At 29.3% G+C, this 12,661-nt stretch carries 10 protein-coding genes; all 10 read right to left on the reverse strand.

Annotated features, from left to right (window positions below):
* Positions 1 to 64: 64 nt before the first annotated feature.
* Positions 65 to 553 (reverse strand): hypothetical protein, encoded by a 489-nt coding sequence (locus tag BUB83_RS03130; RefSeq protein ID WP_073336934.1) that lies wholly within the window; start codon positions 551 to 553, stop codon positions 65 to 67.
* 196 nt (positions 554 to 749) lie between these two features.
* Positions 750 to 2,360 (reverse strand): tetratricopeptide repeat protein, encoded by a 1,611-nt coding sequence (locus tag BUB83_RS03135; RefSeq protein ID WP_073336936.1) that lies wholly within the window; start codon positions 2,358 to 2,360, stop codon positions 750 to 752.
* A 74-nt stretch (positions 2,361 to 2,434) separates the two neighbouring features.
* Complete coding sequence (locus BUB83_RS03140) at positions 2,435 to 3,304, reverse strand: sensor histidine kinase (RefSeq protein ID WP_073336938.1); 870 nt, start codon at positions 3,302 to 3,304, stop codon at positions 2,435 to 2,437.
* A gap of 172 nt (positions 3,305 to 3,476) precedes the next feature.
* Positions 3,477 to 4,157, reverse strand: a complete 681-nt coding sequence (locus BUB83_RS03145) for a HesA/MoeB/ThiF family protein (RefSeq protein WP_073336940.1) — start codon at positions 4,155 to 4,157, stop codon at positions 3,477 to 3,479.
* Between the two features lie 6 nt (positions 4,158 to 4,163).
* Positions 4,164 to 4,388, reverse strand: a complete 225-nt coding sequence (locus BUB83_RS03150) for a MoaD/ThiS family protein (protein WP_073336942.1) — start codon at positions 4,386 to 4,388, stop codon at positions 4,164 to 4,166.
* A complete protein-coding gene (locus tag BUB83_RS03155) occupies positions 4,379 to 6,199 on the reverse strand; it encodes an aldehyde ferredoxin oxidoreductase family protein (RefSeq protein ID WP_073336944.1) in 1,821 nt (606 codons plus the stop codon). The genes BUB83_RS03150 and BUB83_RS03155 overlap by 10 nt, the downstream gene beginning before the upstream one ends.
* A 256-nt stretch (positions 6,200 to 6,455) precedes the next feature.
* Positions 6,456 to 8,345, reverse strand: a complete 1,890-nt coding sequence (locus BUB83_RS03160) for a sigma-54-dependent Fis family transcriptional regulator (protein ID WP_073336947.1) — start codon at positions 8,343 to 8,345, stop codon at positions 6,456 to 6,458.
* A gap of 216 nt (positions 8,346 to 8,561) precedes the next feature.
* Positions 8,562 to 9,953 (reverse strand): carbon starvation CstA family protein, encoded by a 1,392-nt coding sequence (locus BUB83_RS03165; RefSeq protein WP_073336949.1) that lies wholly within the window; start codon positions 9,951 to 9,953, stop codon positions 8,562 to 8,564.
* A 154-nt stretch (positions 9,954 to 10,107) separates the two neighbouring features.
* Positions 10,108 to 10,848, reverse strand: coding sequence for a LytR/AlgR family response regulator transcription factor (locus BUB83_RS03170; RefSeq protein WP_073336951.1), 741 nt, complete (start codon positions 10,846 to 10,848; stop codon positions 10,108 to 10,110).
* The gene (locus tag BUB83_RS03175) at positions 10,845 to 12,527 is read right to left on the reverse strand and encodes a LytS/YhcK type 5TM receptor domain-containing protein (RefSeq protein ID WP_159434040.1); all 1,683 of its coding nucleotides are present in this window, start codon (positions 12,525 to 12,527) and stop codon (positions 10,845 to 10,847) included. The genes BUB83_RS03170 and BUB83_RS03175 overlap by 4 nt, the downstream gene beginning before the upstream one ends.
* Between the last annotated feature and the right edge of the window lie 134 nt (positions 12,528 to 12,661).

The following is a 12,661-nucleotide window of genomic DNA, read 5'->3' on the forward strand; positions in this document are numbered from 1 at the left end:
CTATTTATATAATATTGAAGTTAGTCATAACTTGTTACACTGATACTTATAAAATAATTTAAATTTATAATTCACATACTTTTTTAATTATTAATGAAATACTTATATATTGCCCACCATCAGAATCTAAGGTTATATCATCAATAGAAATAAGTTTTAATATAGAAGGAGCAGTGGTAACTTCAATAAAAGCTTGCCCTCCTCTATACTTTGATTGTCCTCCAGCATAAATTGTTTGCATCATAATTGGATCTGCATTTAATTGCACACCATATCTTACAGCACTAGCATTATTTGTTGTAACTATATAGGTCACCTCATACACTCCAGTATTTGCTATATTAACTTCAGTAGTATTAGCTCCTTGAGTTATCCCACCTCTAGTAATAGCCGTTTCTGGAAAATCAAAAGCTGTTGCTGGATCTTGCTTTCCTTCTTCATAACTAAAGAAATACCCCACATCACAAGTTGTTTCAGGAGGAACATCTTCATCACAAAGCCATGCCATACACCAACCTAAATTTGAGCCATTACACTTGCAATTTTTCGCCATAATTGTTCACCTCTTTTTATAAATAAGATTTCCTACGTTACTATGAACAAAATATAACCATGTTATATACTATCCTGTTATATAATATCCTGTTATATAATACGTTTCTTCAAATTATTTAGCTACAAAAAACAAAAATAGAACCTTCTAGATTCTATTAGGTTCTATCTCTTGTTTTTTGTTCTTACGCATTTTTTTAGTTATACATATTATTATAAGAAATAAAAGATTGCCTGAATTCTTTTGGAACTCTTGAAAGCAAATCTTCTGCTGCTTTAATTGTTTCCTCATTATACTTAGTAAATTTTTCTTTATCATTCTTTTCTTTATAATGTTCTGCTATAGCTTGTAAAGTAATCCAATATATCTTTAAATCATTAGTTTCTTTTGCTTCCTTTAAGGTATTCATTAAAATATTTATTTTTTCTTCACTTTTATCACATTGAAGAGCTTTTAAATACCTTTGTTTTATTTCAACTCTTTTATTTTCAGGTGAGTATATATTATATTCTTTTAGAAAATCAAAAGCTATTTCCTTGTATCCTTTATTAATTAACTTTATGACTACCTCATAAACATTATTTAATATTATATCTTTGCTTTTATAATTTAAAAGATTACTTTTGATTCCTTCAATAGAATTTAAAATATCTATTTTTTTATTAGCTTTTTTTATATTTATAATTTCTGATATTAGAATACAATCCCATTTAATAATAGACTTTTCTTGTTCAAGCATTTTTAATGCTTCTGCAATAAATTTTCTTGCTTTTTCTAATTGTCCCATTTTACTATAAAATATAGCCAAAGATTTAAAATACCAAGCTATCTCTGTTGCTTGATTAGGATACTTTTTTACCTTTTCATCTACTTGTTGTAAATTAAAATACGCTTTCTCGTAATCAAAAATCTTTATATTTGCATTTACTAAAAGAGCATAAGCATAAATTTCAGCATAAGTTGCATTAGATTTTTCTGCTCTCTCTCTACCTACACTACCATATAAAATGGATTTTTCATATTTAAAAGTTCTTAGATAAATTTCAGCACTGTTATTATAAGCATATATATTTAAAACTTTATAATTAGTATTTTCACTTTTTTCTTTTAAACTATAAAAGTATTCAAGTGCTTTATCATTATCTTGTACTTTTTCAGAATACACAGTTCCTAAATTATTTATTATCCCTAAAATACCCATTTCTAAACCTAGCTTTTCAAAACATTCTAAAGCTTGATTTAACAAATTCAAATGCTCATCTAAACTACTTATATCAGAATATAATCTTGCTAAATAATTTAGTATTCTTCCTTTATAAATCAGAGAATCTTCTCCACAAAGCTTTAAAGCTATATTTCCTATTTCTCTAGCTTTAAAGTATTCATTTTTTACATAATAAACACTAATCCATTGCAAGTAAACTTCTAACTTACCCTGAATATAATCTATATCTTCTAAAATATTTTCAGCTTTTTCTGTAATTTCAATACTTTTATCTATCATTCTCATATGAAAATATATCTGAGATATTTTAACCAAAGCATCCACCATATACAATTTATTTTCTAAAATAATGGAATTTTCATAGGCTTTATTATAAAACTGTAAGCTATAATCAGTTTGTCCAATAATTCCATTCAATTCTCCTAACTTCATATTTATATTAAAAAGTCTTTCATCCATTTTTTCATTATTATAAACATCTATTGCCTTTTCAAGCGTTTCTATGGCTAAATTAATTTGATTTCTTTTTTCCATAGCATCCGCTTCTTTTATATACCTATCTATCATATAATCTTTATTCATATCTATTTATACAATTTTTTTAATTGTATGCTCCCTTTTCAATATAAAATCATTTGTATTAATTATTCATATTTTTAAAGATCTGAAAGTTCCGCTCTTAATCTCTCCACTCTACTATCTTCATACTGTGAATAATATTGGTTACCCTCATCATTTTCCACTATGTTTATAGGAAGTTCTATAATAAATTCACTTCCTTTTCCATATTCACTATAAACCTTTATATTCCCTCCATGCATTTTTACAATTGATTTAACCAAAGATAAGCCTATACCGCTTCCCTCATTATTTCTTATAAAAGATTTTTCAGCTTGAGAAAATCTGTTAAATATTATATGCATCTTTTCTTCATGCATTCCTATACCATCGTCTTTAACTGATATATATACCCATTTTTCATCTGCGTCTACGCTAACTTGAATACATCCACTTTCATCCGTAAATTTCAAAGCATTTGATAATAAGTTTAATAAAGCTCTTTCTATCTTACCTATATCAAAAGCTATTATTTTTCTATGAATTTTTTTATCAAGTACTATACTAATTTTTTTCATTTCTGAATATGTTGTTATTGATTTTAAAACACTTTCTACCATTTCAACAATATTATAATTGTGTTTTTCTAAATAAAAATAGTTAGAATCTATTTTAGATAAGTCAATTATATTATTAACAAGCCTCACTAATTTAAGTGTGTTATTTTTCATGCTTTTTAGATATTTCTCTAATTTTAGTTGTGGATCTATTATGGTACCATTATTTGAATAAAGCTCTAATAGTTGCATAGATCCTAGTAAAATGTTTAAAGGTGTTTTAAATTCATGGGATATATTAGCAAAAAAATCCATTTTTACTTTATCTATTTCACAATCATCTTTTATATTTACCATAAATTCTTTCATTTGTTCCTTATCCGTATTTGATACGCTTAAATTATTACTCAAGAATTAACACCCACTTTTTTTCACATATAATACTATTATATTGCAAAATAAATTATTTTTCTATATTTTTCTATTTTTTTGTAGATTTATCTTAAATTTCACTTGAGTTTTCTTTATAAAAGCAAAAAACAAGCTAGATTATTGATAATATCCTAACTTGTTTTTTGTTTTTTTATTTAATCTCCATAATTTCATAATCCATAGCAATCATATCCACAACAAGTATTTTGTTTCTTAAAGGATTTTCCTTTGATAACAGTATTTTGATTACTTCACTACTTTGAATAGATGCAATATTTGCTACTACAAAAGATAAGTTTCCTAATTGTTTTTCCACACCTTTGTCTACTTCTTTTTTGTATATTTTACTTAAGGTTTTCTCTCCCGGAAAAATAGTAGTAACTTGACCATACCATCCTGCAACACTTCCATGAACCAAGGGGATTCCCTGCAGTTCACACAACCCCTCAAGTAACAACCTTGTACTGATATTATCTAAAGCATCTATTACCACATGATGATCTTTTATTATACTTAACCCATTTTCTTTATTTAACATTTGTGCTATAGGAGTAAGTTTTACATCTGAATTAACTAAAGTTATTCTTTCTTTTGCTTTTAAAACTTTATTTTTACCTAAAGATTTTTCATCACTAAATAATTGTCTATTTAAGTTTGAACATTGAAAAATATCCCCATCCACAACAGTTATATTTCCAACTCCAATTCTTGCTAAATGCTCAACAATATATCCACCCAAGCCTCCGCAGCCTACTACGCATACCTTACTTTTCTTTAGTATTTTATTATCATTTAAAGATATAGAGTTAAGATTTCGGCTATATCTCTCCATAAAATATCACCCCCCACCAACTGGTGGAAATAATGATAAAACATCTCCATCCTTTAATTGTCTATGCACAGTTCCATCAAAGCCATTTAATAATAATAAAGAAATTTCTTCTTCTCCAAGGTTTATAAATTCTAAGACTTCTTTTATTGTGCTGATATTATCATCATCAATAAAAATTTTTTTTCCTCTTCCTTCTCTAAAATAAGCAAATAGCCTTACCTCTAATCGCATATATACTCTTCTAATCCTAATTTAGTTAAAGTTTCCTTGGTAGGTATACCCTCTTTGCTCCACCCTCTTACTTCGTAATACTCTGGAAGAAGAACGTCTAATCTATGAACATGTCCTTTGGATGGGCCATCTACAATAACATCCTTTAAAAGTCTTTTTGGTAAAGTATCTTGAGAACTATCAATTCCAGCCCTTAAATTAAATATTTTTTCAAGATTCCAAATTCTATCTCCTGCTTCTAATAATGTTTCTACATTATAAACTTCTTCTCCTACAACTGAGTTAAACATATCCACATAATCTTGCCCTCCTAATCCAAAGGTAGTAAATATACAAAGACCCATAGCATCTATTACAGCAGTTAAATCGTGGAATACTTTAGCATAAGCCGGCTTTCCTTCCAACGCAAGTCTATCCAACTTTTCTGGATAACCTAATATTTCTGGATTTATCATATATCCTTTTATATGACATCCTCCTCTGTTGTTTACTGCATAAGTAATACCGTGGCCTTGTATTCCTCTTGGATCATATGCTGGTATTTCTTGTTTTTTTACAGTCATAGAGTATTCAGTTGCTCCATAGCTTTCACATAGCCTGTATGAACCATCTGCTAATTTATCACCAAAACCTTCTCTTAGTGCCATTTTTTTTGTCCATTCAACTATAGCCTTACTATCTCCCCAATCTAATGATACTCCATCTGCTGATATATCTTGGTCTTTAATAATTCCTCTTTGTTTCAATTCCATAGCAGCTGCAATAGTAGCTCCAGCTGATATAGTATCTAAGCCATATTCATTACATAACATATTAGCTCTATTTATGGCATTAAGATCATAAATATCACAATCAGATCCAAAAGACCAAAGAGTTTCATACTCCGGTCCACCACATTCTGTGCCATCATCTAATTTTACATATCTAGCACATGCTATTGGGCACCTATAACAAGCAGTATTCTTAATTAACATTTGTTCTGCCAAAGATTCTCCACTAATTAAATCTGCTTTATCGGTGTAGGATTCTTGGAAATTTTTAACTGGATGTACTCCATTTTCATTTATTATATTAACTAAAACAGCTGTTCCATAAGAAGGTAATCCTCCTCCAGCTACTGGGTCATTTCTAAGAATAGTTGTTTTTTCTGTAGATATTTTTTTAACTAATTCCGCATCTTTAATCTTTACTTTTCCACTACCTTTAACAACTATAGCTTTTAGATTTTTAGAACCCATTACAGCTCCAACTCCACCTCTTCCTGCCGCTCTATCATGGTCATTCATTATGGCAGCAATCAATGACAGTTTCTCACCTGCTGGGCCTATACTTAGTACCTTAGATTTAGGATTATTCTCTGCTTTTAATAATGATTCAGTTTCTGTTACAACTTTTCCCCATACATGAGTAGCATCCTTTAATTCTATCTTGTCATCTTCAATACTAATGTAAACTGGTTTTTCTGATTTACCTTCTAAAATAAGCATATCATAACCTGTGTTTTTGAACTCTGCTCCCCATTTACCACCCGAATTAGATATTGCAATAGTGCCCGTTAAAGGTGATTTAGTTATAACCATATATCTTCCTGAGGTAGGTACCGGTGCCGCTGTTAAAGGACCTGTTGCAATAATTATCTTATTTTCTTCACTTAATGCATCTATCATTGGGTCAACTTCGTCTAACATAGTTTTTACACCTATTCCTCTACTACCGATGAATTTTTTTGCCATGTTTAAATCTAGACTTTCTCTTTTTATTGTTCTATCTGTAAGATTAATTCTTAAAACTTTACCATTATATCCGTACATAGATAACCCTCCATTTATATATTTATTACAACTAAATATATCCTTATAGTTGCTTTATACTATATTAATTAAGCAATTATCATGCCAAAACATTATGTGTTTAGTGAAAATATTATGTATCTAGAATACCTATAATAAAAATCATAAATTAATAAAAATTCATTTATATCTATGTAGTGATTTGTTCCATTAAGGAACATATAATGAATAAAATTGTTCCATTATAGAACAAAATTCCATAATGGAACAATTTTATTTAGAATCTTATATTATACTCCTTCACCTTTCTATAAAGAGTATTTCTTCCTATTTTTAACGCTTTAGCACTTAAAGCTACGTTTCCTTCATATTTATTTAGTACCTTGGTGATATGTTTTTTTTCTGCTTCTTTCAATGATAATTCCTCATCTCCAACATTAAGATCTAAAGAAACTAGCTTTATATCTGCTAAATCACTTTGCTTACTTAAATCTATTCCAGATAAACATTCAGTATTTACAATAAGTTCTACTAAGTTCTCAAGTTCTCTTATATTACCTGGCCATTGATAATTTCTTAAAGCATTCATATATTCCTCAGTAATCTTTACTTCTCTTTTATTTAATCTTTTACATGTTTTTTTCATAAAGTATTCTATAAGGTTAGCTATATCATCTTTTCGTTCTCTTAAAGGTGGCAAAAGCAAAGGTAATACATTCAATCTATAGAATAAATCTTTCCTAAAATTTCCTTTATCTACCTCTGATTTTAAGTTCTTATTAGTTGCTGCTATTATTCTTATATCTACTGGTAGAGATGACCTACCTCCTATTTTTGTAATAATACCTTCTTCTATTACTCTTAACAATTTAATTTGCATATCACTTGGCATTTCTCCAATTTCATCTAAAAATATGGTTCCTCCATCAGCTAATTCAAATTTACCTAGATTCCCTCCTTTTTTTGCACCTGTAAAAGCACCCTCTTCATACCCAAATAACTCTGATTCTATTAACGTTCTTGGTATAGCACCACAATTAACCGCAATAAAAGGCATTTCTTTTCTATTACTATAATTATGTATTGATTGAGCAAAAACTTCTTTACCTGTACCGCTTTCTCCTGATATTAAAATTGTGGAACTACTATCAGCAATTTTTTTAGAATAATCTATAGTTTTTAAGAATTTATCATTATTTCCTATTACCTTATCAAAGGTATAAATAGCACCATTACTCAAAATTTTTCCTGCTAATTTTCTTCTTCTTTTCACATCCACAAATACAAAGGTATACTCACTTATAATGTCACTAGTTAAACGTACAGGATAAACACTTAAATTATATTGAAGTTTATTTTTCTTCGTTTTAACGTTTACATCTTCATCTGTAAATTTTTTACCTTTCTCTATAGCTTCAATAATACTATGATACCCATTAAGCAGTTGCCATATCTTAAATTTTTTCATGGTTTTCTCATCATAGCCAAACATATCTAAACCTGTTTTATTAACATTTAGAATATCCCCTTTTAAATCTGTTGTAATAATACCTGCTGAAATAGAATCAAATACTTGTTCTATATGTTTTTTAGCTTTTGTGAGGCTATTATTATCCTTAGTAGATTGTAGCATTGCCTCAATGGCGTAAGAAGCTGCTACTACCATACCCAGTGTATGTAAATGTACATTTTTACAATACCCTGTTAGATTTAATATACCAATAATTTTGCCAGTGCTATCTTTAATAGGTGCGGCTGAACATGTCCATTTGTGGTATGCATTAATATAATGCTCCTCCCCAGATATTTGTATTGGTTTTTTTTCTGTTAATACCAAACTCATAGCATTTGTGCCTATAGATTTTTCATCCATATAAGCGCCAGGAATCATTTTTAGATTATAAGCTTCCTCAATTATCTTTTCATCTCCAAATACATTCAAAATACATCCTTCATGTTCAGTAAGGATAGCAAAAAAATGAGAACCTTTAACGAAATTATATATATGTTCCATAAAAGGATATGCAGTTAGAATAAACTGTCTATTCTCTTCCAATTTATTTTTCAACTCATTACCTATTAAAATTTTATTACTATATGCTATATTTCCATTAACCCCACATTCTGAACACCTTTTATGAGAATTTAAAATAAAATCCTTATGCATAAGAGACCCCCCTTAATGTTACCTATTTCATATAATAAAGTTTACTTAACACATCTTTTATTGTCAACTTATAATATAAATAGATATTATCTTCAGTTCTTAATTTATTATCTTGATGAAACTAAGAAATAATTATAAATTTCTACACTAAAAAAAGGCTTATGTTAACAATTATTAACATAAGCCTTTTTTTTATTCTTTAATTTCTCTAATTTTTTATACTTGACTTATTTTTCTTGTTTTATTCATGAAAGCTATGAAAGCTACTACCGCACAAAGTATTCCTACTGGGATACCTATACTTTCTGCTAGTCCAAAACCTTCTCCTGCTACTAATATATAAGAAGTAATAACTGAAGTCATAAAAGTTGCTGGAATAGTTGCAATCCAGTGATTTCTCTTATTCTTATAAAGATATACAGCTGAAGTCCATAACATAATAGTTGCTAACGTTTGATTAGACCAAGCGAAGTATCTCCAAATAATTGTGAAATCTATGAAACATAAAGCTATTCCTATTGCAAATAATGGAACTGCTATTAAAAATCTAGTTGCTATCTTTTCTTGTTTTATATTAAAAGCATCCGCTATTGCAAGTCTTGCACTTCTAAAAGCTGTATCTCCTGAAGTTATTGGTGCTGCTACAACTCCTAAAACTGCAAGTATTCCACCAATAGGACCCATTAAAGTTGAAGAAATTTGATTTACTACTACTGCTGGTGCTCCTGCTCCCGCAAGTCCCGCTGTTCCACCATAAAAACTCATTGCTGCTGCTGCCCATATTAAAGCTAATATTCCTTCTGCTATCATCGCTCCATAGAATATTCTTCTACCTTCTTTTTCACTCTTCATACATCTTGCCATAATTGGTGATTGAGTAGCATGGAAACCACTAATTGCACCACAAGCTATGGTAATAAATAAGAATGGAAAAATTGATTTTCCTGCCGGATGTAAATTTGTAAGAGTCATTTCAGGTATTGCATAACCTTTTGTAAATAAACCAACCATGATACCTATACCCATTATTAGTAAAGCTGCTCCAAATACAGGGTAGATTTTACCGATAAGCTTGTCCACTGGAAGCACTGTAGCTGATAGATAATATACGATAATAATTGCTAAGAAGATATATTTGTTGATCCCAGTCATGTTTTCAAGTAAACCAGCTGGTCCACTAATAAATACTACACCTACAAGTACTAATAAGACTACTGAGAATACTCTCATTACATTTTGTGCGCCTATACCTAAGTATTTACCAACAATTTCAGCAACAGTTGCTCCACCATGTCTTACTGATAACATACCGGAAAAATAATCATGAACTGCACCTGCAAATATTGACCCTAAAACAATCCATAAAAATGCTATTGGTCCCCAAAGCGCTCCTGCTATGGCACCGAATATTGGTCCTAATCCTGCAATGTTAAGAAATTGAATCAAAAATACTCTTTTCCAATCCATTTCTACAAAGTCTACACCATCACTTTTTTCTTTAGCTGGGGTTTGTCTATTTTCATCAGCCCCAAATACTTTTTCAACAAACTTACCATAAAACATATAACCTAAAATTAGTGCTAGAATTGATAATAAAAACGTTATCATAAAAATTACCTCCTGATTTAAGATTAATTTAATTGTACCATCTTAAATAAAAAGTAGTTTGTTTTCTCTTTTAAATGCCAAAATTGCAATTTAAAATACCCTATTTAAAACTTGAAATGCATTTCATAACTATTTAATTCTGAATATATTTTTTTCAGCTTATTTTAAGAAAATCTTTAAAGGCTTTTACATTACTTCTACTCACAGGTATCAATTCCTTTGCGCCAGTTACTTTAATCATTAAAGTATGGTTAAAGTATGGGGTAACTTCCTCAATTTTACTTATATTAACTATATAGCTTCTATGAGTCTTAAAAAAGACCTCCTTAGGTAGCTTGCCCTCTAAACTACATAAACTTTCATTAATAGTATAAGTATCTGTATAAGTATTGATAAATACTTCTCCCTCATCAACTTTACAAAATAATATGTCTTCAATATTAACGAATACTATTTTGTCACCCTTCCATATGGGCATTTTTTTTATTGTATTAAGATTTTTTTCTAAATTGGATATTCTTTCATTTTTATCACCTAATCTTCTTTTGAATTTCCTTATTGCTTGAAGTACTCTGTCACAATCATAAGGCTTCAATATGTAATCCACAGCATTCTTTTCAAAAGCACTAAGGGCATGTTGATCATAAGCTGTAGAAAAAATTACTGAGGTAGTCAAATTAAGCTTATTGATTTTATCTGCAATCTCTAGTCCACTTAAAACAGGCATGTTTATATCTAAGAAAACTAAATCCGGCTCCTGAATTTTTATTTTTTCTAAAGCCTCTTGGGAATCTAAATACTTTCCTAGTATCTCCACATAGTCAAACTTTGAGATTATATATTCTAATTCATCAAGGGATGGCTTTTCATCGTCAACTAAAATTACTGTTATCATAACCTACCTCCGTTCATTGGAATTTCAAAAGTGATTGTGGTTCCTACATTTTTATTAGTAGTGATTTTTAATTCTTCATTATATATTGATTTAAGTCTTGAAATTACATTTATAAGTCCTACTCCTCTATCCGCACTATTATTATTCATTATTTCTATATTTTCCATACCTATACCATCATCTTCAACCTTAAATTTCATTAGATTTTCCTGTTTATTTATACATATTTTAACTAACCCCTTACCATTTTTATTTCTAATTCCATGTTTCACCGCATTCTCTACTAAGGGTTGGAAAATCAGCGGAGGAATCATCATATTAATATTATGATCAATATCATATTCAATAAACAATTTATCAGGAAACCTTGCTTTTTCAATACTTAGATATGCTTCTATATAACGAATTTCCTCCTCTATAGGAATAAAGGGATCACTATTTTTAAAACTAGTTCTCAAAAATATACTTAACTCTTGCAATAATCTTCTTGCTTCTTCTGGATTGGTTCTAGTTATAGACATTATTGCATTTAAAGAATTGAATAAAAAATGGGGTTTTATTTGAGCTCTTAAAGCCTTCAATTCTGCTTGTTCTCTAAGTTGTTTTTGAGTTTCTATATTTCCCAATTCAATTTGAGTAGAAAATAAATTTCCTAAGCCTTTAAGCAATTCAATATCTGATTTTAAAATAGCATTCTCTTTGTTTTTATATATTTTTAAAACACCTATTACTGAATCATTCATTTTAAGCGGAGCAACAATAACAGATTTTAAAGAACATTCAGTATTCTCACATCCAATTTGGTTTTTTCTCACTGCAAATTTTATTTCTCCCGTTTCTATACATTTTCTTGTAATATTCGTCCAAATGTCTCCCCCAGCTTTGTGATGATCTGCCCCCAATCCAATGTGAGCCAGGACCTTCTCCGTATCTGTAATGGATACTGCTGCATACTTAGTTATATTCTTTATTATATTAGCTGCTTTTTCAGCAGTGAGTTCATTAAGCCCTGTTCTAAAATATGGCAAGGTAAGATTGGCTATTTCTAGAGAAACTTGCGCTTTAAGAGCTGCTGCATTCTCATTTTCCATAATTATTTGTTGTATAAAAAGAAAAAATAAGCCAATCCCTAATGCATTTAAAAAAGTCATTGGAATAAATATTATCTTAACTAATTTTAAAGCTTCATAATATGGTTTTGCAATAATCAATATAATAATCATTTGTAATATTTCAACAACTAAACCTACAAAAATACCATAAATCCACTTCTTATCTTTGCTTTCTATATATTCCTTTGCATACCCTGCTATAATCCCCCCAAGCAAAGTAGAAATTCCGCATGAAATTGATGTAAGGTCCCCTCCTGTAGCAAAGAAGGCTCTATGAATCCCCGCAATCAAGCCAGAAACTGCTCCTACAACTGGCCCACCCAATAAGCCTGATACCACAATTGGTATTGTTCTTGAGTTTGCTATCCCTCCTGAGACTGGTGTTCCAAGCATTGTCATTAATATACCCATGAAGCCCCACAGTATAGCGAAAATTATATTTTCCTTAAATGTATATTTTATTTTTAACACATAATTCTTAAAAAACTTTGTTCTAGATATAAAAAAAGCAAACATTATTATTAGCCCAAGTCTTTCAAGTAAGTTAATTGATAGAGTAAGTATCACCTTCATTCCTCCTATTTTTCTTTTGTAAATATATTTTTTATATTAATAATTATATCTTATTCTATTAGTATTTGGTATTTATATTTAAAATACAAGAAATTAGCTTGAAATACTTGACTAATTCAAAATTTCCA

It is taken from the genome of Clostridium grantii DSM 8605 (genome assembly GCF_900129965.1).
GTDB classification, from domain to species: domain Bacteria; phylum Bacillota; class Clostridia; order Clostridiales; family Clostridiaceae; genus Clostridium_AF; species Clostridium_AF grantii.

Excerpts from the sequence above, each read along its gene's own strand:
- BUB83_RS03130 (WP_073336934.1), bottom strand. The coding sequence starts at position 553 with ATGGCGAAAAATTGCAAGTGTAATGGCTCAAATTTAGGTTGGTGTATG.
- BUB83_RS03135 (WP_073336936.1), bottom strand. The coding sequence starts at position 2,360 with ATGAATAAAGATTATATGATAGATAGGTATATAAAAGAAGCGGATGCT.
- BUB83_RS03145 (WP_073336940.1), bottom strand. The coding sequence starts at position 4,157 with ATGGAGAGATATAGCCGAAATCTTAACTCTATATCTTTAAATGATAAT.
- BUB83_RS03150 (WP_073336942.1), bottom strand. The coding sequence starts at position 4,388 with ATGCGATTAGAGGTAAGGCTATTTGCTTATTTTAGAGAAGGAAGAGGA.
- BUB83_RS03155 (WP_073336944.1), bottom strand. The coding sequence starts at position 6,199 with ATGTACGGATATAATGGTAAAGTTTTAAGAATTAATCTTACAGATAGA.
- BUB83_RS03160 (WP_073336947.1), bottom strand. The coding sequence starts at position 8,345 with ATGCATAAGGATTTTATTTTAAATTCTCATAAAAGGTGTTCAGAATGT.
- BUB83_RS03165 (WP_073336949.1), bottom strand. The coding sequence starts at position 9,953 with ATGATAACGTTTTTATTATCAATTCTAGCACTAATTTTAGGTTATATG.
- BUB83_RS03170 (WP_073336951.1), bottom strand. The coding sequence starts at position 10,848 with ATGATAACAGTAATTTTAGTTGACGATGAAAAGCCATCCCTTGATGAA.